The 15,534-nt window shown below is 36.0% G+C and carries 12 protein-coding genes and 1 tRNA gene; 6 read left to right on the plus strand and 7 right to left on the minus strand.

What is annotated here, in order from left to right; translation table 11 throughout:
* Nucleotides 1-183: 183 nt before the first annotated feature.
* The 4 genes from OPR46_RS04190 to OPR46_RS04205 all read left to right on the plus strand — a co-directional run bounded on the left by OPR46_RS04190 (nucleotide 184) and on the right by OPR46_RS04205 (nucleotide 3,824).
* Nucleotides 184-260: transfer RNA gene (locus OPR46_RS04190), tRNA-Asp, on the plus strand.
* Nucleotides 261-397: 137 nt separating this feature from the next.
* The gene (yajC, locus tag OPR46_RS04195; protein ID WP_265042904.1) at nucleotides 398-769 is read left to right on the plus strand and encodes a preprotein translocase subunit YajC; all 372 of its coding nucleotides are present in this window, start codon (nucleotides 398-400) and stop codon (nucleotides 767-769) included.
* 80 nt (nucleotides 770-849) lie between these two features.
* Nucleotides 850-2,661 (plus strand): glutamine--fructose-6-phosphate transaminase (isomerizing), encoded by a 1,812-nt coding sequence (gene glmS / locus OPR46_RS04200; RefSeq protein ID WP_265044083.1) that lies wholly within the window; start codon nucleotides 850-852, stop codon nucleotides 2,659-2,661.
* 230 nt (nucleotides 2,662-2,891) lie between these two features.
* Complete coding sequence (locus tag OPR46_RS04205) at nucleotides 2,892-3,824, plus strand: Rpn family recombination-promoting nuclease/putative transposase (protein ID WP_265042907.1); 933 nt, start codon at nucleotides 2,892-2,894, stop codon at nucleotides 3,822-3,824.
* Between the two features lie 210 nt (nucleotides 3,825-4,034).
* On the opposite strand, the gene murB is transcribed toward OPR46_RS04205, so the two are convergent.
* Both murB and hemC read right to left on the minus strand, forming a co-directional pair.
* Complete coding sequence (murB, locus tag OPR46_RS04210) at nucleotides 4,035-4,922, minus strand: UDP-N-acetylmuramate dehydrogenase (protein WP_265042909.1); 888 nt, start codon at nucleotides 4,920-4,922, stop codon at nucleotides 4,035-4,037.
* On the minus strand, nucleotides 4,913-5,791 hold the full coding sequence (gene hemC, locus OPR46_RS04215) for a hydroxymethylbilane synthase (protein WP_265042911.1): 879 nt from the start codon (nucleotides 5,789-5,791) through the stop codon (nucleotides 4,913-4,915). The genes murB and hemC overlap by 10 nt, the downstream gene beginning before the upstream one ends.
* Nucleotides 5,792-6,742: 951 nt before the next feature.
* On the opposite strand from hemC, the gene odhB reads away from it, so the two are divergent.
* Nucleotides 6,743-7,915: a 2-oxoglutarate dehydrogenase complex dihydrolipoyllysine-residue succinyltransferase gene (odhB, locus tag OPR46_RS04220; RefSeq protein ID WP_265042913.1), complete on the plus strand. Its 1,173-nt coding sequence runs from the start codon at nucleotides 6,743-6,745 to the stop codon at nucleotides 7,913-7,915.
* Between the two features lie 38 nt (nucleotides 7,916-7,953).
* On the opposite strand, the gene OPR46_RS04225 is transcribed toward odhB, so the two are convergent.
* Nucleotides 7,954-10,422, minus strand: coding sequence for a tetratricopeptide repeat protein (locus OPR46_RS04225; RefSeq protein ID WP_265042915.1), 2,469 nt, complete (start codon nucleotides 10,420-10,422; stop codon nucleotides 7,954-7,956).
* 249 nt (nucleotides 10,423-10,671) lie between these two features.
* Here OPR46_RS04225 and secA point away from each other — a divergent pair, with 249 nt between their 5' ends.
* Complete coding sequence (gene secA, locus OPR46_RS04230; protein WP_265042917.1) at nucleotides 10,672-13,332, plus strand: preprotein translocase subunit SecA; 2,661 nt, start codon at nucleotides 10,672-10,674, stop codon at nucleotides 13,330-13,332.
* A 9-nt stretch (nucleotides 13,333-13,341) separates the two neighbouring features.
* On the opposite strand, the gene OPR46_RS04235 is transcribed toward secA, so the two are convergent.
* The 4 genes from OPR46_RS04235 to fsa form a co-directional block, all read right to left on the minus strand.
* A complete protein-coding gene (locus tag OPR46_RS04235; RefSeq protein WP_265042919.1) occupies nucleotides 13,342-13,587 on the minus strand; it encodes a hypothetical protein in 246 nt (81 codons plus the stop codon).
* A 32-nt stretch (nucleotides 13,588-13,619) separates the two neighbouring features.
* Nucleotides 13,620-13,949, minus strand: a complete 330-nt coding sequence (locus OPR46_RS04240; protein WP_265042921.1) for a hypothetical protein — start codon at nucleotides 13,947-13,949, stop codon at nucleotides 13,620-13,622.
* Nucleotides 13,933-14,556, minus strand: coding sequence for an ankyrin repeat domain-containing protein (locus OPR46_RS04245; RefSeq protein WP_265042923.1), 624 nt, complete (start codon nucleotides 14,554-14,556; stop codon nucleotides 13,933-13,935). Before OPR46_RS04245 ends, OPR46_RS04240 begins: the two co-directional genes overlap by 17 nt.
* Nucleotides 14,557-14,892: 336 nt before the next feature.
* Nucleotides 14,893-15,534: a fructose-6-phosphate aldolase gene (gene fsa / locus OPR46_RS04250; RefSeq protein ID WP_265042925.1), complete on the minus strand. Its 642-nt coding sequence runs from the start codon at nucleotides 15,532-15,534 to the stop codon at nucleotides 14,893-14,895.

Below are 15,534 nucleotides of genomic sequence, written 5' to 3' on the forward strand. Positions count from 1 at the left end.
CCTCCAAATAGTTTATCCCCCATGGCATAACCCTAATGGGACTACTTGTACAAGCCATGTGTGAAGTTAAATTATTTACATAGTAATAGAAAAGACAGCAAAGCGCAAACAAAAAATATTGACAAAGGGCAACATGTTTATTAGCTTTAAAGTTGAAGCTCGAAAACGCTAAAAAGAAATTAGGGGGGTGTAGCTCAGTTGGTTAGAGCGCATGCCTGTCACGCATGAGGTCGTGAGTTCAAGTCTCATCACTCCCGCCATATTAGTTTTAGCATAACTTAGAATTCGCAGTATTATTGCCGGTATTGAGAAACGCCTTCACCAAACTTGACATGGCATGGTATTGTAATTAATACTTAAATAGGTTTGTTTTTATCATTAACAATTAGGATTAAATATGATCATTTCTGAAGTTTTTGCAGCAGATGCAACTAGCAATACATCAAGTATCGGCGCATCTTTTGCTAGTTTTACTCCATTGATTTTAATATTTGTGGTATTTTATTTTCTCATTATTCGCCCGCAACAAAAAAAACTAAAAGAACATAGAGAGATGATAGATCAAATAAAACGTGGTGATACAGTCATTACTTCTGGTGGAATAATAGGTGAAGTTAATAAAGTTGATGAGGCAAATGCACAATTTATAATAGAAATAGCACCAAAAGTTGAGATAAAAGTTCTAAAGTCCGCTATATCTGAGGTTTTAAGCAGAGAAACTCAAAAAGTAGCAGCTAAACCAATTAAAAAGGTAAAATCGAAAGAATGATAAAAAGAATATAAATCAACCAGTAATAAAGGCAAAAATGCTTAACATGTTTAGAAAAAAGTTTGTTTGGTGATCCATTTGTGTGCGGAATATTTGGTGTAGTAAGTAGCGGTGATTCAGTAATACCAACCTTACTAACTGGGTTACAAAAATTGGAATATAGGGGATATGATTCCTCAGGTATAGCAATCATAAATAACGAAGGTAAGATAGAAGTCAAAAAATCAGAAGGTAAAGTCGAAAGGTTATGTGAAGTTGTTGATGACAGCAAGATGTCTCACAGTACAGTTGGTATAGCACATACTCGCTGGGCTACACATGGAGTCCCAGGCCTTAAAAATGCTCACCCCATTCGTACAAATAATGTTGTTGTTGCTCATAACGGCATAATTGAGAATTACAATCTGCTAAAAAAGGGTCTAGAAGAAAGGGGCATGTCATTCCATACTGACACTGACACAGAGATCATACCAAACATGCTAACCTTATATCTTGATGAAGGATTGTCGCCAATTGATTCTCTATTTAAGTGTTTAAACAACTTACATGGCTCATTTGCCTTGGTCTTATTATTTGCAGAATATCCAGACGCCTTATTTGTTGCGAAGAGAAATTTGCCTTTAGCAATAGGCTATAACTGTAACACAGTGTTTGCTGCATCTGACTCTAATGCTTTAAGTGCATTTGTGGAAAGAATATCGCATTTGGAAGATGATGACATTGCAGTGATAAAATCTAGTGGAGTTAGTATATACAACAATGGTACACAAGTTAAACGCAGTATAGAAAATAGTAGTCCAAGTGATTTTCTAATTAGCAAAAATGGTTACCCTAGCTTCATGTTAAAAGAGATTTTTGAGCAACCTTGTGCATTAAACAAAACAATAAACCAATTTTACAAGCAATATAAAGAGGTCAACAAAAAATTATTCTCTGAACTGAATCACATTACTATAGTTGGATGCGGGTCATCTTATTTTGCTGGACTAATAGCAAAGTATTGGCTGGAAAGTATTGCTCAAGTTCGAGTATATCTAGAAATCTCATCAGAATTTAGGTATAGCAACGTCAAGCTGGAAGAAGACAGTATTGGGTTATTCATCTCTCAATCTGGTGAAACTGCAGATACCATAGAAGCGCTGCGTTATGCAAAATCACAGAAGCAAACAATCATTAGTATAACTAATACATTTAGCAGCAGCATTGAAAAGATCTCAGATATTGTGTTACATACTCTTGCTGGGCCAGAAATTGGTATTGCTTCAACAAAAACCTTTTCTGCGCAACTTGCAACTTTAGCATGCTTTGCCGTGGAGCTTGGAAAAATAAAAGGTGTACTGGGTGGAGAGGGAATAAAACAGCTAAGCAACGCTATTAACTCTATTCCCGAGTATGTTGAGCACGTTTTGAATGTGATGAAAATACAACATATATCGGGCAGTATATTAGAACACAATAACGTTATTTTAATCGGCAGAGGAAGTTCATACGGAGTTGCAATGGAAGGCGCATTGAAAATAAAAGAGCTTTCATATATCAATACAACTGGTATTGCAGCGGGAGAAATGAAGCATGGTTCTATTGCTTTAATAGACTCTACTGTGCTTGTTATAGCAATTATCCCTTATGATGATTTATTCTTTAAAACGCTATCTAATATACAAGAGATTATTGCAAGAAAAGGCAAAGTAATTGCCTTCAGTGATAAACAAGGAGCGCCATTCCTAAGGGGAGTTTGCGCAGATGTGGTGCAACTTCCAGACACTGATAATTTTATCTCTCCAATCATCTACAGTGTTGCTATGCAATTCCTTGCTTACTTTACTGCAGCAAAAAAAGGGTTAGATGCAGATTGTCCAAGAAATTTAGCTAAGTCTGTCACGGTTGAGTAGTCCATTTAAAGTTAAAGCTAAATTTCTAATTAAGGTAACCAGACTGCATTCTGTGATTTTTTTTTAGCAAAGCACGATACACAATCGTCATTCCGCTACTTGTTAGCGGAATCTATGCCGAGATACCGCGGCGGTATGACGGTTCGCGGCGGCATAGCTATCTTCAAAAATATGGTTGAATAATTGTTAATAATAGTGTATAATTATTAATATTTTTAAGCACTTTGGCTATGGCTTTATCTAAGTTTCTCGACCCTAAGCTGGATTTAACCTTTAAAAGAATCTTTGGCACTGAAAAAAATAAGAATATTCTCATACATTTTTTGAATGATATTTTAGGGTTTACCGAGATAAATACTATACAAGAAGTGGAATTCCTCAGTACTATAATGGATCCTGAAATTGCCTCTGATAAGCAAAGTATAGTTGATGTTCTTTGCAGGGATTCCAGTGGGGCCAGGTATGTGATTGAAATGCAGCTCACTCGCGATAAAGGCTTCGAAAAACGAGCTCAACTATATGCTGCTAAGGCTTACTCAAGGCAAGCTGATAAATCTGGTAAGTACATTGATTTAAAGAAGGTTTTCTTTATTGCTATCTCTAATTGTAATTTATTTCCTGATAAGCTTGATTATATATCCAGCCACACTATAAGAGATGAGAAAACCAATGAGCATGACTTAAAAGATTTTCAATTTGTATTTATTGAACTACCTAAATTTCCTAAGAATAAGGAAGAACAGCTAGAAAGTATAGTGGATCGTTGGTTATTTTTCTTCAAATATGCAGATGAAACTACGGAAGAAGAATTAAGGAAAATAGCAGAAAAAGCACCAATAATAAAGTTAGCCTACGATGAATTAGACAGGTTTAGCTGGAATGAAAAAGATTTAGTAGCTTACGAAGAAAGAATAATGGATCTACGGAAAGAAGAAGCCATTCTTGAATACAGACTTGATCTTGCTACTGAAAAAGGCATCCAAATTGGCGAAGAAAGAGGCATCAAAATCGGTAAAGAGGAAGGGAAAATTGAAGGGAAAATTGAAGGGAAAATTGAAGTCGCAAAAGCAATGCTGGCTAACAATGTTGATGTCAACACTATTGTCAAATTTACTGGCCTTTCTATTAGTGAGATTGAAGAATTAAGTGTGAACGGTTACTAATTAAGAACTTTATAGCTCTACAATATCGCTTATTTGATTCACTAATAATGAGAATTGGTATAACTTTGCTATTTTTCTCTCTAGATTCTTGCAAAGTTCTACAAGATTAACCACATTACCTCACGGTTTCTCTATGATTATTTTTTTAGATTACTTGTTTACCTTATTTGCCGTTCTCCTGAACGAATATACATAAGCTATAAAAACTATCTAATAGCTACCCAAAACCCTTATTTCCCACTCAAGTTCAACATTAAATTTATCCTTTACTGCATCTTTTACTTTGTTGCCAAGGTTTTCCAAGTCAGATGCAGTTGCATTATCGTAATTGAGCAAGAAGTTACAATGTTTCTTAGAGATTCTAGCTCCACCAATATTTAACCCTAGGCAGCCAGATTTATCAATTAACTCCCATGCTCGGTAGTTTTTTGGATTTTTGAATATGCACCCAGCAGTTTTTCCTCTTATTGGCTGGCTTTTATTTTTCCTCTCAATAACTTCCTTTAACCTTTGCAGTATAAGCTCATACTCTGAGTTTACTCCTTTAAACTCAGCTTCAACAAAAATCCAATTTCCTTTTAGGCTATGTCCACGGTAAAAATACCCCATTTCTTCGCTGGAGAACTCATATAGGTTTCCATCCTCTAGATTCACTGCTTTTATGGATTGTACAACACTTGCGATATCACTACCATATGCACCTGCATTCATTTCTATTCCGCCACCAACTGTTCCTGGAATTCCAACTAGAAACTCAAGTCCACTAATTTGTTGCTCTCCTGCAAAGTAAGCAAGGTTACTAAGCAGCGCAGCACCGCCTGCAACAATAGAGTTGTTACCCTTACTTTTAATATATGCAAACTCCTTACCTAATTTTACTGTTATTCCTCGAATGCCGCTATCTCGCACTATTATGTTGGATGTTGCACCAATAACACTAACTGGCAACTCAGTGTTTTTAATCAAGCATGTTAAATCTTCAATATCACGTGGTTTAAATAATATATCAGCTCGTCCACCGACATTTAACCACGTTGCTTTAGACATTAAGATGTCATAACGATAGATTCCACGTACTTTAGGTAAGCTTATAAGCATTTTGATTTCAACTCTAATCCTGCATCCATACCCATTTTCTCCGCATCTTCTATAAATGAAGTGCGCTCAGTGAAGTATATATTTTTTCCACTTGCTAACATACAACGAAGGTGTAGCATATTTTCGCTCACATATTCAGCCAAAGCTGCAAGTGGTGTAAAACATGAACCATTCACTGTCTTCATAAAACTGCGCTCTGATTTCACTCCTACAAAAGACATATTATTATTAATTTTCTCTAAAAGATCGATAATTTTTACATCATTCCTTCTACATTGAATACAAACCGCCCCCTGCCCCACTGCACTTAACATAACTTTTGGTAGCAATACCTCTGTAATCAAGTGATGTTTTTCTAATCTTATGAGTCCTGCTTCAGCTAGAATTATTCCATCAAAACTTTGATTTTGCAATCTGGTTGTTACATTTCCACGTAGCGATATTATATTTAGATCTGGTCTAACATTTAACAACTGAACTTTTCTTCTTATTGAAGAAGTGGCAATAGTAGCCTGCTGTGGCAAAGACTCAAGGCTATTGTGTTTATGAGAAATAAACGCATCGCATGAACTTAGCCTTTCTAAAACACAAGGAATTGTTAAACCCCCTGAGAAAAACGCAGGCATATCTTTTAGCGAATGAACTGCCATGTCTATATTATTTTCGAGCAATTCAGTCTCAATTTCTTTAATGAATAATCCTTTGCCTCCTATTTCAGCAAGATTTGCGTTTGCATACTTATCTCCAGAAGTTTTTATTTTAACAACTTCAATAGATAAGTTAGGAAAAGAGTCCAGCAACTTTTGTTTTGCTTCCAAAGCCTGGGCAACTGCAAGCTTGCTTCCTCTGGTACCTATTTTGACTAGCATGTGTACAACTGTTTGAATACCAAACCTTAACCTAATTAATTATTTAAACACTTTGGTAGCGTGTATCGCATGAACCTCGGTTACCCTCTCTCTGATGTCATTCAAGTACTTGGATCCAGTTTATATGAGCCTTTGCATTTATTGTACTTTAACTTAAAACCAAAAGCAACTTTGACTTTACAAAATAATAACCTTTTATATGCATAAATAAGCTTACTGGATTCTAGTACTTGCATGACAAGGTATAAACCTTATCGTCATACCACCGCGAACCGTCATACCGTCACGGTATCTCTAGATCCCGCTAACAAGCAGCGGGATGACGGTTGTCGTTTAGCTATAAATATTAAAAGATTTACCAAATGAAAAAAAAGGCAAAAGAAGCCCCATGGTGGTTGGCTATTTACTATGTACTAAAATATCGGCGTTTTTTTTATTCTAAAACGCTTGATTAAGAGCGATTTAGCTGCTTTTAACTTGCAACTAACCTACACCGCAAGTGTTTAAGAAATTTACCAAGCAGGAAAAAAGGCAAAGAAACCCTAGGGTAGCTAGTATTCAAATTCTCCCTTGTCAATTTGACGTTTTTTGCTGTCTTAAACGCTTTGTAAGCGCGTTTCAGCTTATATAGGTAAAAACCTAGAAATTTTTAAAGACATGCGATGCACGTAGTGCGAAAAATTAAACATGAGACGCCAAATACCCTAAGTTTTTTGTCATTAACCTGCACAGATTGCGAAGATAAATAAATAGCTTCGGCACCATGATAGGGGGGATGACAAAGCTTGTCAAGGAATTTTTATGGCCTAGCGTCACGTGCTGGAATGACATTTGGGAATATGTTATCCGTTTGTCACTTCTAAATGATAAGAGCCTCAATGAATTTATTAGTTTATTACATGTCTCTTTTCATGTATAAATCTATAGAAAGTTTTATACGGAAGTTGTTTTATGAGCAAAATTATAGAAATCAGAGCACCAAAAACTCTTGGTGGTGAATCAGTTACAGAAGGTATAGTAAAAATAAAGAAGGGTATTGGAGAAGCAGTAAAAGTAGATGACTTGATCTTTGAAATTGAAACTGACAAAACAGCACTCGAATTAACTGCAGAAGCTTCAGGGCAAATAACTGAATTTCTTATAAAAGAAGATGATGTAATAAGTCCTGATCAATTGTTAGCGAAGCTTTCCATGGGAGAAGTAAAAGAGGAAGCGAGAAAAGAAGATAAAAGCGAAAGTGCTGCTAAAAAAGATGCTCCATCAGCTCGTAAAATTATGGAAGAAAATGCAATCAGTGCAGAAAGCGTCAAAGGAACTGGCATGGGAGGCAGAATAACAAAAGCAGATGTGATAGGTCATATGAACAAAGCTGAACAACCTGCAATAAAACAATATGAATTGCCAAAAAGTGTAGTAAATGGAGAGCAAAGAGAGGAACGAGTAAAAATGAGCAAAATAAGGCAAGTAATTGCCGCTCGTTTGAAAGCATCGCAAAATACTGCTGCAATACTGACCACGTTCAATGAAATTGACATGAAGAATGTCATGGATCTAAGAGCAAAATATAAGGACGCCTTTGAAAAAAAATATGGAATAAAACTTGGTTTTATGTCGTTTTTTATAAAGGCAGCGGTGCAAGCATTGAAAGAAATTGCTGAAATTAACGCTGAAATCTCAGGCGATGAAATCATATATAAACATTACTATGACGTAGGTGTTGCTGTTGGCACCGATAAAGGTCTTGTTGTACCAGTTATTCGGGGTGCCGATCAGATGTCATCTGCAGAAATTGAGTTGACTTTAGTTGCTCTTGGCAAAAAAGCTCGTGAGGGTAAATTACAAGTATCAGAAATGGAAGGTGCAACATTTACCATCTCAAACGGTGGAGTATACGGTTCACTTCTTTCCACTCCGATAATAAACCCTCCGCAATCTGGAATACTTGGAATGCATTCAATACAAAACAGGCCAGTTGCTGTTGGTAATGCAGTAGAAATCAGACCTATGATGTACATTGCCCTCTCTTACGACCACAGAATAGTTGATGGCAAAGGAGCAGTAACTTTCCTCATTAAAATAAAAAATTATATAGAAGATCCAAACAGGTTAGTTTTGGAAGTGTAGCTCAAATGAGTTGTTGTTAGTCTAGTATTGCTAAAAACCTAAATATCATCTAGTTCTGCCAATAGTTTCACAACTTCCGGATGATCAGGGCCATAATGTTTCTTAAAGATGGATGAAGCCCGTTCAAACAATTCCTTTTGTTTCTTGTGGTCACCTAGAGCACCATAAACGTCACATAAGTCTGCCAGTAGTTTGGCAACTTCAGGGTGATCAGGGCCGTAATGTTTCTCAAAAATAGGTAAAGCCCGCTCAAGCAACTCCTTTTGTCTTCTGGGATTACCCAAGTCATGGTATCCATCATCCATACATATTAACAAATCTTCAAGATAATACTTCTCTATTGTTTGCTTTTCTAAAGGATTTTTTTCTAGCCAATCATCTATATGTGATAAGAACGTTTCTAAATGTGGTAACAACTGTCGTTTCTTAGCATAATCTTCTAATTTGTCACTACCATAAGGGAAGCTTTCTTCCAGTAACTCAAAAGTCTTTTTCACAACTTTGTCTTTGCCTTGTTTTTCTAACTCTATTCTTGTTACTTGCTGCACTAACCTGTGAACGTTGACTGAACTTTGCTCTTCTCCTGAGTTGATCATTGAATATTGCTTAAGTAGTTGGATAGCATCACCTAACTTTTCTCTATTGCGTTCTAATCCTAAAAACATTTCTACAGGAATATTGTCAGAGGCAATATAGGCGATAATATCTAAAATTTCTTTGGCTTGCTGGCCATACTCTGCGTTGTCTTTGATTTTATTAATAGTAATTTTCCAGGTTATAAAAGTTGTCTTGGTGTAGCTATTGTCGCTGTCTTTAGGAAACTTAAAATCAAGTAATTTTTCTGCTTCCTTTTTATATCTCTTTAAATAATCACTAATTTCAAACTTCAAGCCTACATTCTTTAATGCTATATCCCTTTCTTTTATGTATACAACTGCCTGCTGCAGAGCTAAAGGAAAATGCTGTAATGTTTCTGCTAAATTCTTTATTTCATTTTCTTGTGATTCATCTTTTATACCTAGTGCTTTTCTAATGAAGTCCATTGATTCTGGTTCAGTAAATGCACCCAATGTTAATGATTTTATATCTCCCCATTTCTGATTACGAGAGGTAATCAAAACACTAGGTTTATTATCATCAGATGATAAAAAGTGGGACGGTAAGAATTGACTAATACCAGCATCTTGACCTTCACTTCTATATTCTTCTGCATTATCGAAAACAAAGAGACTTTTTCTCTTGGCAAAAAAAGCGTATATATCTCTTACAATAGATTCAATATCCCTATCTTCTGTAGGAATGCCTAAAAGTTCATTAGCCAACTTCAGAAAAGACCGCACCATGGTTTCATAGGTTGCAGCATTTACCCATATAATGTTGTGATCGTAATCTTTATTGTGTTCTTCAATATATTTTCTGACTAACTCAGTCTTACCTATTCCTCCCAACCCACTGATAGAAACCAGTTGCGATATTACTGTGGCTACACCTTGACTCTCTTGTATTGACTCATGCAGTTTTTCTAGCTCTGTTTTTCTTCCAGTAAACGATCCTACTGGATTTCTCACCTCAAATCGAAAGCCTCCTAAGATTTCTTCTTTCATCTTGCGAAAGAATTCTCTTCCATCTTCATGTGTAAGAAAACGTCTCCCTTTTTCTTTCAGCCAATCTAGCATTTTTTCTTGGAAGCGAGCGTAAACATTTTTTCTGTCAATATCATTAAATTGCTCGCCCAGCTCATTCTTAATGATTTCCGCTAGTTTCATCTCATTCGGCTGATTTACTGCAAATACTAATTTATCAAAAAATTCTTTTATACTCTCTTCTAACCTGCTCTTTATTATTTGTTTAAATTCGTTTTGCCACTTTTGATTTCTTCCCAATTTCCTTTTTGAATCCTGATCTGATTTACTTTGAAGTTTTTCTATCTCCTTTTCTAATTCTGCTATCGTCTCTTCCACAGCACTCTCAAATGCCGGTTGCACTACCGAAATCATATTATTATGAATACAAGAGAACTTATATCTAGTGCCGCCGTCTTTAAAAAAGACATCACTAGTGTCGATTACTTCAACTAAAATTTCTATTTCATTGTTTGGTCCTGAAGTTTTTACCTTCAACTTCTTCACTGTGTTTTGTGCTGTGCTTTGATCCAGATCAAAATCGATATTAGTGCAGATAATAAAATCTTTCAGGTTACCATCTGCAAAATCTTGATTATTTTTAATCTTTAGATAAGAGATGAAATACTTTGCTAACCTAAATTCGCCATTTTTATTTTGTGTAAGTAAGTCCCCTACTTCAATTTTTCTACTATCTTCAGCTTGTGTGTGTTTAGCCTGCAAAAAGTGGTATGCTTTCTTACTACCCTGGGTATATGCAAACACTAAATCATCAAACTTTTGGGCTTCTTCTATTTCTGTACCTAAGCGAAAAGAATGCTGATAAAGTACTCCGCGATGCAAAAACAGCATCAATACCTTTAACTGATAGATATTACCGTGCATAACTAGTTACCCCATACAGGCTGCAATAAATTTATTTAGTCTAGAATTAAAGATTACCAAATACCTAAAATAATACAACGGTATCTTCAATATTTTGATAGAAGGCCTTCGAGGGTAGGAATTGCCTGGCAAACTCTTAATTCTTGATTTAAAAAAGACTTTCCAAAGATTCCCTAAATCTAATATATCATTGCCGCAGGCTGCATTTAGTAATATAATCTCATATTAAATAAGACTTTACTTAAGTTTATGCTAGATTCTCCGCTAATTTTGACAGCCATTCTTATATTTTTCATTTTTACGTTGTCATTCTTTTTTATAAGAAAGATATTTGGTTCCACAAACAAGAAGATAATAAAATCCTTTAGGAAAATTGTTCAGCAAATAAATGCATTAGAAACAGAAATGCAGAGCTTATCTGATGAGGAGCTTGCTGGTAAAACTGAAGAATTCAAACGAGAATTGAAAAATGGGAAAACGTTAAATGATCTTCTCGTACCTGCATTTGCAGTTGTGCGTGAAGCCTCTCGACGATTCCTTAATATGAAACATTTTGATGTCCAGCTAATTGGTGGAATGGTGCTTCATAATGGCATGATATCAGAAATGAAAACAGGAGAGGGAAAGACACTCGTTGCAACTTTAGCTGCATACCTTAATTCTTTAGAAGGAAAAGGCGTGCACGTCGTAACTGTTAACGACTATCTTGCAAAACGAGACACAGAGTGGATGAGCAAATTATATAATTCTCTTGGGGTTTCTGTTGCGTTTATTACGAATAACTTGACAGACGAAGAGAGGAAAGAGGCTTACAGTGCAGATATCTTGTATTCCACAAATAACGAGCTTGCCTTTGATTACCTGCGAGACAATATGAAATTTTCTCAAGAAGACATGGTTCAGAGAGGCTTTCACTACGGAATAGTTGATGAAGTGGACTCAATACTCATTGATGAAGCTCGCACTCCGCTTATTATTTCTGGCCCGGTTGAGGAAAACAATCAGATATATAAGCATATCAATAAAATAGTAACCAAATTAGTTGACTCTGATTATGAAGTAGATGAAAAAGGTAGAACGGTATTCTTGACTGAAGATGGTATTTCACGAGTGGAGGAACTACTAAGATCATACAATCTCATTCCTGAAAATTCCTCGCTCTATGATACTGACAGCATGATAATGACTCATTATATGGACCAAGCATTACGTGCACATAAGCTGTTCACTGCTGATAAAGATTATATAGTAAAGGATGGCAAGGTAGTGATTATTGATGAATTTACTGGGCGTATGATGGAGGGCAGGAGATATTCCGATGGTCTTCATCAGGCACTTGAAGCGAAGGAGAATCTTGAAATTCAGCATGAAAACCAAACTTTAGCATCGGTCACATTTCAGAATTACTTTCGTATGTACAATAAACTTTCCGGAATGACGGGAACAGCAGCAACAGAGGCAGAAGAGTTTCGTGATATATACAGATTAAATGTAGTAAAAATTCCAACCAATGTACCTGTAAAAAGAGTTGATATTGATGATGAAATTTATGGCACAGGAAAAGAAAAATTTAATGCTGTGTTGAAGTTTATAGAAGAATGCTACAAACGCCTTCAACCGGTCCTTGTTGGCACGGTAAGCATCGAAAACTCTGAGAAGCTTTCTGCGCTTTTGCAAAGCCATTCTCTTAAGCATTCAGTGTTGAATGCTCGTTATCATGAACAAGAGGCGTACATAATAGCGCAAGCTGGAGTGCCAGGTAGTATCACTATAGCAACTAACATGGCAGGACGTGGAACTGATATTCAGCTTGGTGGAAATGCTGAAATGATTGCAAAGGTGGAGCTAAAGAAGATAAAAAATGCTGATGAAAGAGAAAAAAAATACCAAGAAATAGTTGAAAGAGTAAAAAAAGATAAGGAAATTGCTATAAAAGCTGGTGGTTTATGTGTGGTTGGAACCGAAAGACATGAAAGCAGGAGAATAGATGATCAATTACGCGGCCGTTCTGGTCGTCAGGGGGATCCTGGACTTTCTAAGTTCTTTTTATCGCTCGAAGATGACCTAATGAGAATATTTGGCTCTGATAGAATGAGAAGCTTTTTACAAAAAGTAGGGTTAAAGAATAACGAAGCTATTCATCATCCATGGATCAATAAGGCACTCGAGAAAGCGCAAAAGAAAGTTGAAGCTAGAAACTATGACGTGCGGAAATCTCTACTTAAGTTTGATGACGTAATCAATAACCAACGTAAAGTTATTTTTAAGCAGAGAAACAATATCTTAGGCAACGAAATTAATGATATATTTGAAGTGTATAGCGAAGTAAATGAGAGCGTAGTAGAAGGTATAATCCAAAGTGGCTATTACGAAGATTATGTTGAAGATATAGCCAAAGAATTCCATACAAGGTATGGAATAACGCTTGATAAAGAAGACTTGGCAAAGTTTTTGAATAAACAAGAAGCTTTGAATTATATAAATGATAAGATACAAGAATTTTTTACTGAGAAAGAAAAATATTTCAACAGTCAGCACACTACAGATTTGTGGAATACGATCGTGAAGCAAATGATGATAATGACACTTGATCATTTATGGAGGGAACACCTTTCAGTTCTAGAGAGCCTAAGACAAAGCATAAGCTTACGTGCTATGGGGCAGAAAGATCCACTGAATGAATTTAAACGCGAAGCTTTCTTGATGTTTGAGTCAATGCTTGAAAAATGGAAGGAACTCACCATTCACCGCTTAGCACACTTTAAGTTGCCAGACAACCAAGAGATAGGCAATAGGTTACATTCTGCTAGAAATAGCAGACTTCCCAAAGTCTCAAGAAATGACAAATGTCCTTGCAACTCCGGAAAGAAATACAAACACTGCCATGGTGCGGTTACTGTGGTGAACTAATAATTATGGTTATACAGTTTGTTTATTTCCATCAACATTACTGCAGCTAACCTCACTTAGCTTACTGTTTAATGAATGCTCTGATGACTTATATGCAACTCCATAGGTAATACCACCAACTATCAGTACAGATGCTACAGTAATTCCAATTATTGCTAGTGCAGGTAATGCAGTGGCATAGGCAGGTATAGCCTTTCTTATAATAGTCCGAATGCGATAAGATATGTGTTTATGGCTATAGCAGGCCAGTAGCATATTACGGTCTGTTCGGATTATTGTAAAAAGAGCTATACTAGTGGAACTACAACAGCAGATATAACACCCACAGTAATTCCTGCTGTTATAGCTTTAGGTCTATGGATGCATGATGGATTTGCACCATAATTTAGCAGGAGTTTTGCCATCCTTGGACTAGGTTTGTAAGGTTCATAAAAATTACCTAGTAAAGTTGTGTCACAATCTAGTAGCAGTTTTCCTCCTAACCTTATATTACGGTAACTATAACTAAGAGTAGCATAGTATAAAGGTGCCCTTCCATCCTTGTCTTTTATATTAGCATCTGCACCTTTTTTAAATAGCATTTCTATTGTTTGTATAAGTTCATAACCAAATAGCATAATGCAAAGGAGTTTTTCCATCCTCGTCTTTTATATTAACATCTACTCCTCTTTGTAATAAAAGTCCCGCTATCTTTGCTGCACTATCATCCTTCATAGGAGTACATATGTTAGCATTACATGTAGCATAGTGCAAAGCAGTTCCTCCAGATTTATCCTGTAGATTAACATTTGCCACTTTCTCCAATAACATTTGCACTATTTCTATATCTCTTTTGCCAGCAGCTACATGTAAAGGAATCTCTTTATCTTCATCTTGTGCATTAACGTCTGCTCCCTCTTCTAGCAAAACTTCTACTACTTGCGTATACCCATACTGAGCAGAATAATGTAAAGAGGTTTTTTTCCATACATCTTGTACATTAACATTAGCCCCGCTTTTTATTAGGTGTTTTACTACTTTTCCACAACCATTTTTAGCTGCTATAAGTAATAAACCACAATTAAGTACTTCAAATGTGTGATTTATATCAAACTGGTTACTTTCCCACTCACTGTAGATATCTGGAAGCTTCTGCTGTAGTTCATCTTTGATTTTCTCAACTACATTTTCTGCACTCAGGTCTGGACTACTGTTGACTTCTTGTAGTATTAACCTTAATGTCATTTCCTTCTCCAAGATATAAAATTTTATTATGGCATATGGAGTGGATTATGTCAATGAAGAACTAAGAAACTGGTTCTTCTTTTTTTCTATAGCTTTAGGTTTACCTACAATTTGAAAAACAACAAATTCGTCATTCCGCTACTCGTTAGCGCCGCGGCGGTATGATGTAGGGAAACCTTTCTTGGGTTAGCTATAAAGTTAAAATTCGACCAGGGCAGCCGCAATAAGGTAGAAAACGCCATCATGTCTTTAGGAGAGTTTGCTAATGAAGGCTCTTAAGTTGACGCCATTGCCTGAACGGATACGCCAATTTTTATGTTCATTTGTAACCGTCCATTATTTTACACCCCAGTCTTTTTCAAATATTGCTAGCCCTTGGTCAGTAAGTGGGTGATTAATTAATTGTCTAAGTACTTTTGCTGGCACAGTAATTGAATCAGCACCAAGCCTTGCAGCTTCTATTACATGCGCTGGGCTTCTCACTGATGCAACAAGAACTTTAGTATCAAAACCGTAATTAGAATATATAGTACATATATCTTCTATTAGCGATAAGCCATCATAGCTTATATCATCAAGGCGACCAACAAAGGGGGAAATAAAACAAGCACCGACCTTAGCGGCAAGCAGTGCTTGTCCAGGAGAAAAACATAATGTGATGTTAACAGGTATTTTATGCTCTGTCCATAACTTTTTACAAGAAATTAATCCTTCATGTATAAGAGGTAATTTGATCACAACATTATCAGCAATTTTTGCTAAATTCAGACCCTCTGTGATCATCTCTTCATGTCTATCTGCAACAACTTCAACACTAACAGGCCCTTTTATAATAGAGCATATTTCACGCACTAAATCCTCGTATTTATCTTTACGCCCGGACTTTGCTATTAAAGAAGGATTAGTTGTTATGCCGTCAATGAACTCCTTTAGTTCTTTAATTTCATTTAAATCAACGCTATCAAGAAAAATTTCCAT

It is taken from the genome of Wolbachia endosymbiont (group A) of Scambus nigricans (assembly GCF_947251485.1).
Classification (GTDB): Bacteria; Pseudomonadota; Alphaproteobacteria; order Rickettsiales; family Anaplasmataceae; genus Wolbachia; species Wolbachia pipientis.

Coding starts and splice junctions, on each gene's coding strand:
- secA (WP_265042917.1), top strand. CDS start 10,672: ATGCTAGATTCTCCGCTAATTTTGACAGCCATTCTTATATTTTTCATT.
- OPR46_RS04245 (WP_265042923.1), bottom strand. CDS start 14,556: ATGACATTAAGGTTAATACTACAAGAAGTCAACAGTAGTCCAGACCTG.
- OPR46_RS04205 (WP_265042907.1), top strand. CDS start 2,892: ATGGCTTTATCTAAGTTTCTCGACCCTAAGCTGGATTTAACCTTTAAA.
- yajC (WP_265042904.1), top strand. CDS start 398: ATGATCATTTCTGAAGTTTTTGCAGCAGATGCAACTAGCAATACATCA.
- fsa (WP_265042925.1), bottom strand. CDS start 15,534: ATGGAAATTTTTCTTGATAGCGTTGATTTAAATGAAATTAAAGAACTA.
- OPR46_RS04235 (WP_265042919.1), bottom strand. CDS start 13,587: ATGCTACTGGCCTGCTATAGCCATAAACACATATCTTATCGCATTCGG.
- hemC (WP_265042911.1), bottom strand. CDS start 5,791: ATGCTAGTCAAAATAGGTACCAGAGGAAGCAAGCTTGCAGTTGCCCAG.
- murB (WP_265042909.1), bottom strand. CDS start 4,922: ATGCTTATAAGCTTACCTAAAGTACGTGGAATCTATCGTTATGACATC.
- OPR46_RS04240 (WP_265042921.1), bottom strand. CDS start 13,949: ATGCTATTTGGTTATGAACTTATACAAACAATAGAAATGCTATTTAAA.
- OPR46_RS04225 (WP_265042915.1), bottom strand. CDS start 10,422: ATGCACGGTAATATCTATCAGTTAAAGGTATTGATGCTGTTTTTGCAT.
- odhB (WP_265042913.1), top strand. CDS start 6,743: ATGAGCAAAATTATAGAAATCAGAGCACCAAAAACTCTTGGTGGTGAA.